This is a genomic window from Georgenia satyanarayanai, assembly GCF_023715365.1.
Classification (GTDB): Bacteria; Actinomycetota; Actinomycetes; order Actinomycetales; family Actinomycetaceae; genus Oceanitalea; species Oceanitalea satyanarayanai_B.
Window position 1 is genome coordinate 194,461 of the sequence record NZ_JAMBNZ010000005.1, and the last position, 14,626, is coordinate 209,086.

Below are 14,626 nucleotides of genomic sequence, written 5' to 3' on the forward strand. Positions count from 1 at the left end.
GCCTAACCGTCGGCCAGGAGCGCCTCAGCGCCCCAGGCGCACCCGCACCCTGCGCACGACCGCAGCAGCTCCCTCGTCACGCAGCAGCCGCGCGGCGGCGGCCCCGTCCTCACGCAGGCGCCTGAGGGGCCCCGGCTCGCCGCCGAAGGCAGCGAGGTCCAGGGGGCGGTCGGCGTCGGCCGCGCGTCGAGGTGCGGCGCAGAAGCGGGACAGCGGCTCGAGCACCACCGGCCACCGGAACCGCTGCGCCGCGCCGTGCACGTTGCCGACCACGACGGCGCGCTCGGCGTGGTCGGTGAGGAGCTCCTCGAGCACGGCGGCCATGGCGTCCGGGTCCTCCGGCGGCACCGCTCTGCCCAGGTTCTCGGCTGCGACGAGCTCACCGAAGGCGTCCCCCGCCGTGCACACGACCGGCAGGCCCGCCCAGAGGTAGTCGAGGATGCGCGTCCGGAAGCTGAACGCCGTCTCGACGTGGTCGAAGTGGGCGCTCACACCGATGTCGGCGTCGAGCAGGTAGTCGGCGCGACGGTCGTAGGGCACCCAGTCGTCGTTGAAGAACACGTGCCGGCCGGTGAGACCGAGCTCGTCCGCCAGCGCGCGAGCGCGTCGCGCGGCGACGGTCTCGGGCACGTCGGGGTTCGGGTGGGCCATGCCGAGGAAGTAGAGCCGCACGGTCGGCACCGTCTCCCGCACCCGGTCGACGGCGCGGATGACCGTGTACGGGTCGAACCAGTTGTAGACGCCCCCGCCCCAGACGATGACGTGGTCGTCCACGCCGATGCCGGGGACCACGCCCTTGAGCGCCCCGCCGGTGCTCACCGGCGCGTCCTGGACGATTCCGAACGGGACGACGTCGAGGAGCCGGCGCAGGGAGGGGTCGTCGTCGTAGGTGGCTGGGTTGACCCGGCCGGCCGCGGCGAGGTGCCCGAGCCAGAAGTCACGCTGCTTCTCCGAGGCGCAGAGGAAGAAGTCCCCGCGCCGGGCCTGGGCGGTGAGCTCAGTGACCGCCTTGGCCGTGGAGGCGGCCCGCCGCTCCTCGCTCTCCCCGCGGGTCACCTCGAGCGACTCGAGGTGGAAGGGGTCGTAGAGGTCGACGACGAGGGCCTGCGGGACGGTCCGCAGCCAGGGGAAGGCACGCATGAGATAGCCCTGGAGGACGACGACGTCCGCCGCCGCGACCTCCTCGCGGAACTGGGCGGGCCCGGTGCGGCGGACCGCGAAGGCGGGCGCCGTCCGCTCACAGGCACCGAAGGTGACGAGCTCGACGTCGTGCTCCGCGGCGAGGTAGGACGCGGTCTCCCACGCGCGGATGGCCGGCCCGGCCATCCGCTCGGCGACGGTGTCGAGGGTGACGACGAGGACTCGTGTCACGCTTCGCCCTCGGAGCGCCGCGAGCGGGTCAGCGCCACCGGCATGTACGGGTCGTCACCGCCGAAGTCCCAGCGCGTGGTGATGAAGCGGTACTCCCACTCGTGCACCGTCGGCTTCCGGGTGCGGGACTCGAAGTGGTAGGCCGAGGCGGCGGCGACCCACACGGTGCGGTAGCCGAGGTGCCCGATCTTGCGGGAAAAATCGACGTCGTTGAAGTTGCCGGGCAGCGCCTCGCAGAAGCCGCCGGCCTCCTCGAAGACCTCCCGGCGCACGGCAGCGGCCGCGGCGGTCTGACCCGAGCACTCGCGGTTGATCGTCAGCTCGGAGAAGGGCCCACCCCACGTGCCCTTGACCCCGAGGAAGACGTGAGTGATGTCGCCCCGCGAGTACTGGTGGCCGCCGTGCTGGAGGGTGCCGTCGGCGAAGAGGAGACGAGCGCCGGTCAGGCCGACGTCGGGCTCCGACAGCGGCGCGACGAGGGACTCGAGGAAGTGCTCGGAGGAGATGCGGATGTCGTCGTTGAGGAAGACGAGCACGTCCCCGCTGGCGGCGAGGTACCCGGCGTTGCACTTCTCGGAGAAGTTGAAGGGCCGTGAGAACGGGGCGAGGACGAGCCGGCCGCCGGCGATCGCCTGCAGGTCCGCCAGCACCTCGGGCGGGGTGTCGTCGTCGTGGACGACGACGATCTCGACGTCGAGCTCCGCACCGGTCCGCTCGAGGAGGGAGCGGACACACTCGGTGACGAAGGCGTCCTGCTCGCCCCACACGAGGCCGGAGGAGCCTCGGGTCGGGATGATGACACTCACCCTCGTGCCCGCGGCGACCGCCCGCTCCAGGCGGTAGGTGCCGGGGAGCTCACCCAGGTGCGCCCTCGCGTCGATGCCGGACCGGTCGAGGTGGTCCTGGACGGCGCGGCGGCCGGCGTCCCACGCGTGCGACTTCACGCCGTAGTCGGCGGCCGTGGAGCCGGAGTGCGCGCGCCAGTGGTAGAGGATCTCGGGCACGTGGAGCACCTGACGGGCCTGCTCGGTGACCCGCAGCACGAGGTCGTGATCCTGGGAGCCCTCGAAGCCGTCGCGGAAGCCGCCCACCTGGCGCACCAGGGAGGTGCGCAGGACGGACAGGTGGGAGGTGTACATCTGCCCGCGCAGCCGCTCGGGCGACCAGTCGGGCTTGTGGAAGGCGTCGTAGAACCGGCCCGCCTCGTCGACCTTGTCCTCGTCGGAGTAGAGGTAGTCGGCCTCCGGGTGGGTGGAGAGCCAGGCGACGACGATCTCGAAGGCACGTGGCACGAGGAGGTCGTCGTGGTCGAGGAGGGCGACGAACTCGCCGCGGGCCTTGCCGAGCGCCGAGTTCGAGGCGGCGACGATGCCGCCGTTGCGCTCCCGCTCGACGACGACGATGCGCGGGTCGCGGGCGGCCTCGGCGCGGAGCACCTCCCGCACTCGCGGGTCGGTGGAGCGGTCGTCGGCGAGGATGAGCTCCCAGGAGGAGAAGCTCTGCTCCCGGACGGAGTCGATCATCTCCCGCAGCGCGTCCAGCGGTGGGTCGTAGACGGGCGTGAGGACGGACAGGAGCGGGTGGGCCATCAGGGCCGCCCGGAGATCCGGCGGCGGACCCATGACGCCGGTGCCACCGCGAGGCGGCCGGCGCGCCATGTCGTCGACGCGGCCATCTCCTCCAGCTGCTGCTGCGCCTCCCGCTGGGCGCGAGCGGCCTGGGCGCGCGCCGTCGCCGTCGTCGCCTCCAGGCCGATGACGTGGTCGCGCAGGGTGAGCAGGCGGTGCTTGAGCTCGGCGACCTCGCTGGCGGTCGACGCCGCCTCGTCCTGGACGGCCAAGGCGAGCGCGGACTGCGCGGACACGACGACGAGACGGCCCTCGGGTCCCACCCACCCGGCCGCGGTCGCGAGCAGCTCGGCCGGGTCGACGGCACCGGCGAGGGCGCCCTCGTCGAGGACGACGACGTCGAAGACCCCAAGCTCTCCCGCCGTGGCCGGCACGGTGAGCGCCGTGACCTCACAGCCGTGGTCGCGCAGCTCCTCGGCCAGCGTCTCCGGCTCGGTCCCCAGCACGAGGACGGTGCTGTCCCCGTCGACGAGCTCGGCCACTGAGGCCCTGCTCGCCACGGCCTCCGGTGTCTCGTTCCTGCCCATGTCGTCCTCTCCGCTCCTGCGGCAGCCTGTCACGCAGGCCAGCCCAGCACCGCCGGCTGCGCGGCGACCCGGCCATGGGGCCGGTCCGTGCTCCGTGAAGTCTAGCCGGGCCGGCGCGGCCGCTCGGGTGGGCGCCGCAGTGGCCCCACTAGAGTGTGGACGGTCCCACAGGCGTGGGGCCGTCCGGAAAGGAAGGTGTCCCGCTGTGGCGAGCCTGCTCTACGACTCGATCAGTCCCAACACGGGAGACTGGGCCATCGGTATCGCGGTCGCGCAGGAGCTCGCGCGCCACGGGGTCGCCCCGGTGGAGGTGCTGAGCCCCTTCGAGCCCGTCGACGCGCGAGACGAGCTCGTCGTCGTCGGCGGTGGTGACCTCATCCGCCCGGTCGGTGACCCCTTCTACGACCGCTTCCGCGTCCAGGGACCGGCCGTCCTCAACGCCGCGGGCGTGTGGCCCGACGCGGACCGGCTCGACCACCTCAAGGAGTACCGCCTCGTCAGTGCCCGTACCTCCGCCGAGGTCGACCACCTCCGCTCGGTCGTGCCCGACGCGCAGCTGCTCCCGGACACGACGATGACGCTGGAGTCGGAGCACTTCGCGATCGAGGGCCTGCCGACCGGTGAACCCGTCGTCGGCATCCACGTGGTGCCCCACACCCTGCAGCTCTCGCCCGAGCTGGTCGAGGCCGTCGACGCGATCGACCGCCCGAAGGTGTTCATCCCGTTCACGCACTACAACTACGACGACTCCTTCATGGACGCGCTGCCCTTCGACCGTTCCCGCGCGATCACCCTGCCGCGACTCACGCCGCTGCAGCTGCACTCGGTCATCGGACAGATGTCCTACGTCGTCGTCTCCTCCCTGCACGCGACGCTCTTCGCCTACGCGCAGCACGTTCCCTTCGTGACCGTCGAGCAGCGCAAGGTCCGCGACTTTCTCGCCGACCGCGGCCTCACGGACTGGATCTTCTCCGACGACCACTCTCTGCGCGACGCGCTCGCCCGCGTGGAGGAGGAGCCTCCGGCGCTCTCGGCGCTCGTCGCCGAGGACCGCGCCGCCGTCCGGGAAGCCTTTGCCCGCATCGCCTCGTTCGTCAGCACGGAAGATGGCGGACGCGCCGGCGGATCGCCCGTCGTCCCGGTTCCCCCGTCGCCCGCAGCAGCGGACAGCCCCCGCCCGGTCATCGTGCTCGCCGCCGAGCAGCGCGAGGAGGCGCTGCGCAACCGGGACCACCTCATCGCCGCGAACACCCGGGTGTCGGCCGCGCTGCGAGCCGCCAACGCCGACACCCACGCAGAGCTGGCCGCCACAGCCGAGGAGCTCGCGGGTGCGCAACACCACATCGCCGGTCTGGAGAACCACGTCCGTGGCCTGCAGAGCGAGATCAGCCAGGTCCGGGCAGCCCTGGAGCAGACCCTGGACCGGCGCCTGCGGCGCCTTGCCCGTCGTGGCCGCTCAGCGGCACGGTCTATCGTGGGCCGCTCGAAGGCGACGGACCGCTGACCGGTCCGTCGGGGCCTCGTGCGTGCGGTTCCGGCACGCACCCGACCAGCGCCCCTGGACCCTGTGGAGGAGCGAGACGTGGACAACGAGGCTGAGGCGCGCGCAGCCGCGCTCGCCCGCGAAGAGCTGCGACCCGCGAGCCCCCGGAGCGGTTTCATCACCGGTGCCCGGGAGTCGCTCACCGAGATCTGGCAGCGTCGCGAGCTGCTCGACATGCTCGTCCGGCGTGAGCTGCGTGCCCGGTACAAGGACTCCTCCCTCGGGCTCCTGTGGTCCTTGGCACGTCCGCTGGTCCAGCTCCTCATCTACTACCTGGCCATCGGGCGCATCCTCGGCGCCGAGCGCGCGATCCCCGACTTCGCGATCTACGTCTTTGCCGGGATCACCGCGTGGACGCTGCTCGCCGAGATCGTCCAGGGAGGCACCGCCTCGATCCTCGCCAACTCGGGCATCGTCAAGAAGATCTACCTGCCCCGGGAGATCTTCCCTCTCAGCGTCGTCGGCTCCGCGATCTTCAACTTCCTCATCCAGCTGGGGATCCTCCTCGTCGCCGCGGTCCTCGTTCGCGGGCTCGTGCTCGACGAGCGGTTGCTCTACCTCCCGCTCGGCCTGCTCGTCATCGTCAGCTGGGGGACCGCGTTCGCCCTCGTGCTCGCCGCCGCCAACGTCTACCTCCGCGACATCCAGTACCTCGTGGAGGTCGCGATCATGGTGGGCTTCTGGCTCTCCCCCATCGTCTACTCCTGGTCGATGGTCGCCGACACCATCCCCGACGCCCTCGCCGACATCTACCTCCTCAACCCGGTCACCCTCTCGACGCTGGCATTCCAACGCTCGGTCTGGGTGAGCGGGCCCGCCGAGGCCTTCCCCCCGGACCACGCGCTCCGGCTGCTCGTGGCGCTCGCGATCGGCGGGGTGCTCCTCATCCTTGCCCAGCGCCTCTTCGCCCGGATGCAGCGCGACTTCGCCCAGGAGCTGTGACGTGACCACCACTGTCGTCGATGTCCGCGACGTCTCCAAGCGCTTCGTCATCCGCAAGGAGAAGTCCCTCAAGGAGCGCATCGTCAACGCCGGCCGCTCCGCGCAGCACAAAGAGGACTTCTGGGCGCTGCGTGGCATCGACCTCACCATCGAGGCGGGCAGCACCGTCGGCCTCGTCGGGCCCAACGGCTCGGGCAAGTCCACGCTGCTCAAGACGATCGGCGGCATCATCCAGCCGACGAGCGGTGAGGTGCTGCTGCGCGGGCGGCTCGCCGCGCTGCTCGAGCTCGGTGCCGGTTTCCACCCCGACCTCACCGGCCGGGAGAACGTTCAGCTCAACGCCTCGATCCTCGGCCTGACGTCCCGCGAGACCGCACGGCACTTCGACGAGATCGTCGAGTTCTCCGGCATCGAGCAGTTCATCGACACCCAGGTGAAGTTCTACAGCTCGGGCATGTACGTGCGCCTGGCCTTCGCGGTCGCCGTGCACGTGGACCCGGACATCCTCCTCGTCGACGAGGTCCTCGCCGTGGGTGACGAGCCGTTCCAGCGCAAGTGCATGGACAAGATCCGCCAGTTCCAGTCCCAGGGCCGCACCATCGTGCTCGTCAGCCACTCCGCGGAGCAGGTCACCGAGCTGTGCACGCGGGCGGTCGTGCTCGAGAGCGGCCGCATCGTCGAGGACGGCTCACCGCGCGAGGCCATGCGCCGGCTGCGCCACGACTACGAGGAGCGCATCGACCAGGACATCGCCGAACGCGAGGCCAGGGAGAGCGACGCCGCCGAGCTGCGCGGGGACACCGCCCCGGCGAAGCGGACACGTCTCCACTCCGTCTCCGTCTCCGCACCGGGGCGCGCGGGCGAGCCGCTGACGATCCGCCCGGGCGACGACCTCACGGTCTCCGGACTCATCGACCCCCAGGAGCCGCTCAGCGGCTGGTCTCTCGGGACCTCGATCGAGACCCCGCTCGGCCAGGTCATTTTCGCCACCGACACGAAGCTGCTCGAGCAGGACCTGCCCGACGTCGACGGCCCGGCCAGCTTCGCCGTCACGCTCCCCGCCCTGCCGATCGCGCAGGGCGACTACTCCGTCAACGTCGCCCTGCGCGACGCCGCGGCGCGTGATGTCGACAGGGCCGCGCGGGCAGCGCACTTTGCCGTCGTCACCGAGGGCCGCACGGTGGGTTACCTCCACACCGAGCCGCGGGTCACCGTGGAGACCACCTGAGTCAGTCGCAGGCCTCGATCCGGTAGACGGCGGCGGTCCCCGAGGAGGCGACCAGCTCCAGACCGGTCATCACATCGACCCCGTAGAACCCCGGCCGCATCCCGACGAGGCCGACCGCCCCGTAAGGCATCGGCGCGTCCTCGTAGTAGTACTCCACACCGTGCTCCCGCAGGATGCGGCAGACCTCCGGGTCCGTCGTGAGGTCGTGGAAGTTCTCCTGCAGGTACCGCTGGTCGGCCGAGAGCGCTGACTCTCCCAGGACGGGGATGTACGCGCGCCGCCCGGTGAGCACCTGGACAAAGGCCGCGCCGTTCATCGGGTCGCCGACGACGACCGCATCCTCCGGGAGCACGTCGCCGAGCCCCTCGATGAAGTCGAGCTCCTCCGGGGTGGCCCACGCCGGGTGGACCATGACGTCGGGCTGGTACGCGGCTGCCGTCGTCGCCCGTTGCTCGTCCGCGGTGCCGGGCACCGCGACGGCAAGGACCACCAGGGCGATCGCCACGACGCCTGCCAGGGCGCTCCCGGGGCCCGGAGCGCGACGGCGCCCACGCCGAGCGTCCGGCAGGAGCATCCGCAGGCCGCGGCCGAGTGCAAGCGCCCCCCACGCTCCGAGGACTGCCCCGACGGTCACGAGGAGCGACTCGAGGCGGTCCGCGGACTTGTACCAGAAACCTGTGAGCGTCCGCAGCGGACCGTCCGGACCCGCGGCGGCGACGAAGAGCAACAGTGCCACGAGCCAGGACCAGGCGAGCCATCGTGCCCGCCGCCACGCCGTGACGAGGCCGACGAGGGTGAGCACGGCGACGCCGAGCGCACCGGCGGTCTGCTGCGGCGTCGACCCGACCAGGACGTGCCCGAGGGCTGCCAGCGGGGAGCCCTCGGGGCTCGCGTACCCGGCCATCGCCCGGAGCTTGGGCACGGTGAAGACTGCCGCGACGAGCAGGACGAGCGCGGCCACCGGCGCCAGCGCGGTGGCCCAGCCGAGGAGCGCCCTGCCCGCCTCACGCTGGCTGCTGCCCAGGCGCCAGCACGCGGTGACGACGGCAGGCGCGGCGAGGAAGCCGAGCGCGGCGAGGCCGCTGCTGTGCGCGAGGATCACCCCGGCGGCCGCCATGGCCAGGGCCAGCCACGGGGCGAGTCGGGCCCGCCCACGGAGCGCATCCAGCGCGACGGCCTCACCCTCCGGCCGGAGCGTGGGCAGGAGGGCGGCGGCGAGCGCCAGGGTGGCCGGGGTGAGCGCCACGCTGAGGCCGAAGGGGTACATGCCCTTGAACATCACCGCCACGCCCGGGAACACGACGGCGGACGCTGCCACCACCGGGGCGAGGGCGGCCACGAGCGGGCGCCGAGGAGCCGCCACGTGGGCCAGCGCCGCCACACCGAGCATCCAGGGCAGGACGACGCCCACGACCACGAGTGCGTTCGTCGCGGGGACCACACCACCGACGACCGCACCCAGGACGACGACCGAGTGCCAGACGGTCGGGTAGAAGCCGCCACCACGCCCGTCGCCGTACAGGCCCCCCATCGCGCCCAGCGGCGTCACCTCCCCGGTGCGCGCGGCAAGCTCGGCACCGTTGAGGTGGAAGAGCGAGTCGTGCATCTGCGGGACGGTGTCGGGTGCACCGAGGGCCTGCGCAAAGGCACTGGTGGCGATGGCCACCCCAGCGAGGACCCCGACGGCGACGAGGCCGCCGGCGCCTCCGCCTGCTCGCCGGCGTGCCCGCGGCGCTCGTGGAGGAGGGAGAAGGGCGCGCCCGCACGCCAGCGCGACGAGGCACGCGAGGCCGAGGCCGGGCAGCACGGTGACGAGGGACCAGCGCAGGCCCGCGAGGCCGTAGAGCACGGAGAGGACACCGAGGGCCCCGGCCGTGACGGCCGGGGCGGCGGCCACCGCGAGCAGCCCACCCACGCCGAGGCCACGCACCGACAACCACCCGGGCACGAGGAGCACGGCGAGCAGAAGGGCAGCCGTGGGCACGATCTCAACCCACGTCATGACGTTCCTTCTCACTGCCCACGCGGCCCTGTGGGGCGCCGTCCCGGTCTCCGACCGGCCTCACGCTACGGCATCGCGCGGCCACCGGTGCCGGCGTGGTCACCACGCAAGGCGCCCCAAGGCATAATCCAGGGGTAGAGCCGTCCCGAGACAACAGGAGGAGATTCGGCGTGCGCGCACTCATCACGGGTGGAGCCGGCTTCATCGGCGCCAACTTCGTCCACCAGACGCTGGAGGACCGCCCCGACGTCCAGGTGACCGTCCTGGACAAGCTGACCTACGCGGGCAGCCGCGACTCCCTGGACTCGGTCGCCAGCCGGATCACCTTCGTCGAGGGCGACGTCGCCGACGCCGACGTCGTCGACCCGCTCGTGGCGGAGTCCGACGTCGTCATCCACTTCGCGGCCGAGTCGCACAACGACAACTCCCTCGACGACCCAACCCCGTTCCTCCACACCAACGTCGTCGGAACGTTCACGCTCCTGGAGGCCGTGCGCCGGCACAGGACGCGGCTGCACCACGTCTCCACCGACGAGGTCTACGGCGACCTCGAGCTGGACGACCCCGCGAAGTTCACCGAGCACACCCCGTACAACCCGTCCTCCCCGTACTCCTCGACCAAGGCCGGCTCGGACCTCCTCGTCCGGGCGTGGGTGCGCAGCTTCGGTCTCGAGGCGACGATCTCGAACTGCTCGAACAACTACGGGCCCTACCAGCACATCGAGAAGTTCATCCCGCGGCAGATCACCAACCTCATCGACGGCGTCAAGCCCAAGCTCTACGGCGCGGGCCAGAACGTGCGCGACTGGATCCACGTGCGTGACCACAACCGTGCGGTCTGGGACATCGTGGACCGGGGCCGCATCGGCAGGACCTACCTCATCGGCGCGGACGGGGAGAAGAACAACAAGGAGGTCATCGAGCTCATCCTCGAGCTCATGGGCCACGAGCCCGGTGACTACGAGCACGTGGCAGACCGCCCCGGCCATGACCTGCGTTACGCCATCGACAACACGGTCCTGCGCGAGGAGCTGGGCTGGGAGCCGCAGTTCTCCGACTTCCGCTCCGGTCTGGCCGACACGATCGCGTGGTACCGCGAGAACGAAGCCTGGTGGCGCCCGCGCAAGGCCGAGGTCGAGGCGAAGTACGCCAAGCAGGGCCAGTAGCCCGTCCCCGCGGCGCGCGGGGTCACCGCGCGCCGCGGGTCTCCGCCCACGCCCGTCCACGCAGAGCCACAGAGATCGCCGCCCGCAGGGGCAGCTGGTACCAGGCGTCGTAGCGGCGGTGCAGGTACTGCTCCGCGCTGCGGTGGTGGGCGCGGATCATCGTGGCGGGGCGCTCGCGCCAGCTCGTCCCCTGGTCGTGCACGACGCACGCCGTGGGGACGAAGACGTTGTGCCAGCCGGCCAGGCCCAGCCGCTCCCCTAGGTCGACGTCCTCGAAGAACATGAAGTAGCTCTCGTCGAAGCCGCCGACCTCGCGGAAGGCCTCACGCCGCAGGAGCAGGCACGCGCCGGACAGCCAGCCGACGGCGTGCTCGGCGAGCTGCACCTGCTCCTGACGCTGGTGGTAGCGCCTGGTCCAGGGGTTGCCGGGCCACACCCTGACGAAGAGCGCGTGCCCGGCCCCCTGCGTCAGTGAGGGGACCGCCCGGGCCGAGGGGTAGACGGTGCCGTCGGTGTTGAGGATCCGTGGCCCCAGGGACGCAGCCCGCTCGTGCCGCGAGCCGGCGTCGAGCAGCGCGTCGAGGGCGCCGGCCTTCCACACGATGTCCGGGTTGGCGACCACCACCCACGGCTCCTCACCGTCCCGGGCACCGAGGTTCGCTGCTCCGCCGTAGCCGAGGTTCGTGCCGGTGCGCAGCACCTCCGCACCGTGCCGCCGCGCCACGCCGTCAACGACCTCCCGCTCGGAACCGTTGTCCACGATCACGAGGGTGGCCCCCCGGCTCGTGGCCCCGCGCAAGGAGGTCGCGAAGGACTCGAGCTCGTCGCCGGGGTTGTAGGCCACGGTCACCACACGTACCTCGTTCATCGGCCCCAGCGTAGGGCGTCCGGCTGCGCCCGCTGCATCTCGTGCTGCTGCGCGGTCAGTCACACACCTCGATGGTGGACAGGGTTGCCGTGCCCGCGGAGTCGATCTCGGTAAATCCGGCGGAGACGTCCACGTCCCGCATGCCCGCAGTCTGGGGGGCGGTCTTGGCACCGTCGACCGCGCTCGCGGTGTCCTGGTACAGGTGCGTCGCGCCGACGTCCTCGATCGCCGCACAGACGGCCGGGTCCATGTGGATGTCCACGAGCCGCTCGCGCAGGACAGTCTGCGCGTCGGACGTGCCGCTGGTGCCGAGCTGGGGGAACACGACGTCCACGCCTGCGAGGGCCGGCAGCAGCGCCGACCCGTTGAACGGGTCGCCCACCACGACGGCGTCGGGTGGGAGCGTCCGTCCCGCCCGACGCATGAGGGCCAGCTCGTCCTCCGTGGCCATGGTGCCCCAGGCCAGCTCGCCGGGGACGTAGGCGCTGGCGACGACGCGCTCTTGCAGCGGCAGGCGCACCCCGGCGCAGGCCAGCACGAGCACGAGCGTCACGGCCACTGCCACCCGCCGGCCCGTCCGCGCCTGGAGCCACCTCGTCAGCGCACTCGTCGAGCAGGCCGCCAGCAGCACCGCAGGCACCACCGTGAAGGCGGCGATCCGTGCTGCTTGCGTGTACCAGAAGCCGGTGAGCCAGCGCAGCGGGTGCTCCTCCGGACCGGCTGCGAGCACCGCGAGAGCCACACCGAGCGCATAGGCCACCACGAGCCACCGGTGCTGGCGGCGGACGAGGAGCAGCACGGCCCCCGCCACCACGGCCAGGGCTGGGGCCAGGTGCTGCCACCGGCCGTCGTACGGGTAGGCGTGCACGAGCGTCTGGTCGAGCAGCACCTCCCCCAGGGCCGCTGCGTGCGTGCGACCGCTGGCACGTTCGAAGCCGACGACGGCGGACAGCGCGTCCAGGTTCGCCGCCACGACCGGCCCGGCCACCACGACGCCGACCAGCGCCAGCGCGGCACCCGTGGCGAGCACCACGCGGCCGGCCCGCACCAGGCGGACCGCCCACGCGACGACCGCCCCGGCCACCAGTGGGCCGGCGACCACCGCGAGCGAGAACGCTCCGCCCGCGTGGGCCACCAGCACTCCGGCGACCGCGGCGAGCGCCGCCACCGCGTGGCGCACCACCACCCACGCACCCACCGGTGAGGTCACCGTCCGGACCGCCCGCAGCACGAGCAGGAGCGCACCGGGCAGGAGCGCCGTCGACAGCCCCTGGGCGAACTGGGCGAGCACGGTCAGCTGCACCGCGGGATAGGCGACGAAACCCGCCGCCAGGAGCGGCGCGAGCACCGCCGGAAGACTCTGCCCGGTGAAGACCTCGCGTGCCAGACCGGCCAGCCCCACCAGCCACACGGCGACGCCCAGCACCAGGACACCGGCGTTCGTCACCGCGGCCACCGAGGTGAAGCCCGGGGCGATCGCCAGGAGGGAGTGCCAGCCGGTCGGGTAGTAGGGCGCCAGCGTGCCGTCGCCGTAGAGGGGCGCGAGCCCGCCCAGCGGTGTGGCGACGCCGGTGTCCCGGATGGCTACGACGGCATTGAGGTGGAAGACGGCGTCCCACTGCTGCAGCGGCGCGTCGGCCGAGGGCAGTGCGGCGACGAACGGGGCAGCGAGGAGCACGAAGGACGCGACGAGGGCGATGCCGACGGCAGCGGCCCGGCGTCCCGTCAGGCGTCCAGGAGTGCCTGCCACGGCCGGCTGCGCCACCCGCGCGTCACCGGACCCACGCCCGGGACGGCCGAGCACCCAGGTTAGGCCGAGGAGGACAGCGAGACCTGCCAGGACCGTCGGAAGGCGCCATGCCACACCGAGAGGTGCGAGCACGATGCTGAGCAGGCCCACTGCTCCGACCGTCACCGGAGCGGCGGCCGCCAGGGCGGCTAGCCCGCGGACGCCGAGCGCGCGCAGCATGAGCGCGCCGGGGGCGACGGCCAGGCCCGCCAGCACGACCGCCCCCGGCAGCAGGGCTGACCAGCTCATCGAGGCGGGTTCAGCTGCCCGCGCCGATGGCGATGCGGGGCGTACCCGCCCAGGCGGCAGGGTCGGTGACCTGGCGTCCGTCCACGAGCAGCCGGACGCCGGGCAGATCGGTGGGGGTGAGGCCGCGGTACTCCGTGTGGTCGGCCTGGACGACGGCGAGGTCGGCCGGCTCACCCAGGTGGTAGGGCTCCCAGCCAAAGGACCCGAGCTCGTCGTCGGTGTACATGGGGTCGTGCACCAGGACGCTGGCCCCGCGCTCCTGCAACGCCGCCACGGTGGCGAAGACACCGGAGAACGCCGTCTCCTTGACCCCACCGCGGTAGGAGGCGCCCAGCACCACGGCGCGCAGCCCGGACAGGTCACCGAGGAGCTCCGCGGCCCGGCCCACGGCGTAGGCCGGCATGGCGGCGTTGTGCTGGCGGGCGGTGCGCACGATCGAGGCGTCGGGGTCGGTGGACAGGTACAGGCGCGGGTAGACCGGGATGCAGTGCCCGCCCACCGCGATCCCCGGGCGGTGGATGTGGGAGTAGGGCTGGGAGTTGCAGGCCTCGATGACGGCGTAGACGTCGATGCCCGCGGTGTCGGCGAAGACGGCAAACTGGTTGGCCAGGCCGATGTTCACGTCGCGGTAGGTGGTCTCGGCGAGCTTGGCCATCTCGGCGGCCTCGACGCTGCCCATGTCCCAGACCCCGTTGGGCCGGGCGAGGTCGGGGCGCTCGTCGAAGGTGAGCACGGCCTCGTAGAAGTCGCGCGCCGCCTGGGCGCCGGCCTCGCTGAGCCCGCCCACGAGCTTGGGGTAGCGCTTGAGGTCGGCGAAGACCCGCCCGGTGAGAACCCGCTCGGGCGAGAACACGAGGTGGAAGTCCTCGCCCTCGCGCAGGCCCGAGATCTCCTCGATCATCGGCTTCCAGCGCCCGCGGGTGGTGCCCACCGGGAGCGTCGTCTCGTAGGAGACGAGCGTGCCGGGGGTCAGGTGCTCGGCCAGCGAGCGGGTGGCCGCGTCCATCCACCCGAAGTCCGGCTCCCAGGTGGCGTCGTCGACGAACAGCGGCACGACGACGACGACGGCGTCGGCGCCGGGCACCGCCTGCCCGTAGTCGGTCGTCGCCCGCAGCCGCCCCGCCGGCACCAGCTCGGCGAGCTTCTCCTGCAGCTGGGCCTCACCGGGGAAGGGCTCGGTCCCCGCGTTGACGAGGTCCACCACCGACTGCTGGACGTCCACACCCACGACCTCGTGCCCCGCGTCGGCGAACTGCACCGCCAACGGCAGACCGATCTTCCCCAGGGCGACGACAGCGATACGCATGGTGCTC

At 72.3% G+C, this 14,626-nt stretch carries 11 protein-coding genes; 4 read left to right on the top strand and 7 right to left on the bottom strand.

Going from position 1 to position 14,626, the window contains the following annotated elements:
* Window positions 1-24: 24 nt before the first annotated feature.
* The 3 genes from M3148_RS08620 to M3148_RS08630 are packed head-to-tail and all read right to left on the bottom strand — an operon-like array spanning window position 25 to window position 3,526.
* Window positions 25-1,371 carry a glycosyltransferase family 4 protein gene (locus M3148_RS08620; protein WP_251304266.1) on the bottom strand — a complete coding sequence of 449 codons (1,347 nt, stop codon included), beginning with the start codon at window positions 1,369-1,371 and terminating at the stop codon, window positions 25-27.
* Window positions 1,368-2,960 carry a glycosyltransferase family 2 protein gene (locus M3148_RS08625; RefSeq protein WP_251304267.1) on the bottom strand — a complete coding sequence of 531 codons (1,593 nt, stop codon included), beginning with the start codon at window positions 2,958-2,960 and terminating at the stop codon, window positions 1,368-1,370. The genes M3148_RS08620 and M3148_RS08625 overlap by 4 nt, the downstream gene beginning before the upstream one ends.
* On the bottom strand, window positions 2,960-3,526 hold the full coding sequence (locus M3148_RS08630; protein WP_251304268.1) for a hypothetical protein: 567 nt from the start codon (window positions 3,524-3,526) through the stop codon (window positions 2,960-2,962). The genes M3148_RS08625 and M3148_RS08630 overlap by 1 nt, the downstream gene beginning before the upstream one ends.
* A 205-nt stretch (window positions 3,527-3,731) precedes the next feature.
* On the opposite strand from M3148_RS08630, the gene M3148_RS08635 reads away from it, so the two are divergent.
* The 3 genes from M3148_RS08635 to M3148_RS08645 all read left to right on the top strand — a co-directional run bounded on the left by M3148_RS08635 (window position 3,732) and on the right by M3148_RS08645 (window position 7,239).
* Window positions 3,732-5,030, top strand: coding sequence for a polysaccharide pyruvyl transferase family protein (locus M3148_RS08635; protein WP_251304269.1), 1,299 nt, complete (start codon window positions 3,732-3,734; stop codon window positions 5,028-5,030).
* 78 nt (window positions 5,031-5,108) lie between these two features.
* Entirely contained in the window at window positions 5,109-6,011 is a 903-nt protein-coding gene (locus M3148_RS08640) for an ABC transporter permease (RefSeq protein WP_251304270.1), read from the top strand.
* A 1-nt stretch (window position 6,012) separates the two neighbouring features.
* Window positions 6,013-7,239 (top strand): ABC transporter ATP-binding protein, encoded by a 1,227-nt coding sequence (locus M3148_RS08645; RefSeq protein ID WP_251304271.1) that lies wholly within the window; start codon window positions 6,013-6,015, stop codon window positions 7,237-7,239.
* Between the two features lies 1 nt (window position 7,240).
* On the opposite strand, the gene M3148_RS08650 is transcribed toward M3148_RS08645, so the two are convergent.
* The gene (locus M3148_RS08650; protein ID WP_251304272.1) at window positions 7,241-9,241 is read right to left on the bottom strand and encodes a DUF6541 family protein; all 2,001 of its coding nucleotides are present in this window, start codon (window positions 9,239-9,241) and stop codon (window positions 7,241-7,243) included.
* A gap of 170 nt (window positions 9,242-9,411) precedes the next feature.
* Between M3148_RS08650 and rfbB the strand changes: the two genes are divergently transcribed.
* Window positions 9,412-10,407, top strand: coding sequence for a dTDP-glucose 4,6-dehydratase (gene rfbB, locus M3148_RS08655; RefSeq protein ID WP_251304273.1), 996 nt, complete (start codon window positions 9,412-9,414; stop codon window positions 10,405-10,407).
* A 22-nt stretch (window positions 10,408-10,429) separates the two neighbouring features.
* Here rfbB and M3148_RS08660 read toward each other — a convergent pair whose 3' ends face one another.
* The 3 genes from M3148_RS08660 to M3148_RS08670 are packed head-to-tail and all read right to left on the bottom strand — an operon-like array spanning window position 10,430 to window position 14,619.
* A complete protein-coding gene (locus tag M3148_RS08660) occupies window positions 10,430-11,275 on the bottom strand; it encodes a glycosyltransferase family 2 protein (protein WP_251304274.1) in 846 nt (281 codons plus the stop codon).
* A gap of 55 nt (window positions 11,276-11,330) precedes the next feature.
* Window positions 11,331-13,313, bottom strand: coding sequence for a DUF6541 family protein (locus M3148_RS08665; RefSeq protein WP_251304275.1), 1,983 nt, complete (start codon window positions 13,311-13,313; stop codon window positions 11,331-11,333).
* Window positions 13,314-13,323: 10 nt separating this feature from the next.
* The gene (locus M3148_RS08670) at window positions 13,324-14,619 is read right to left on the bottom strand and encodes a nucleotide sugar dehydrogenase (RefSeq protein WP_251304276.1); all 1,296 of its coding nucleotides are present in this window, start codon (window positions 14,617-14,619) and stop codon (window positions 13,324-13,326) included.
* Between the last annotated feature and the right edge of the window lie 7 nt (window positions 14,620-14,626).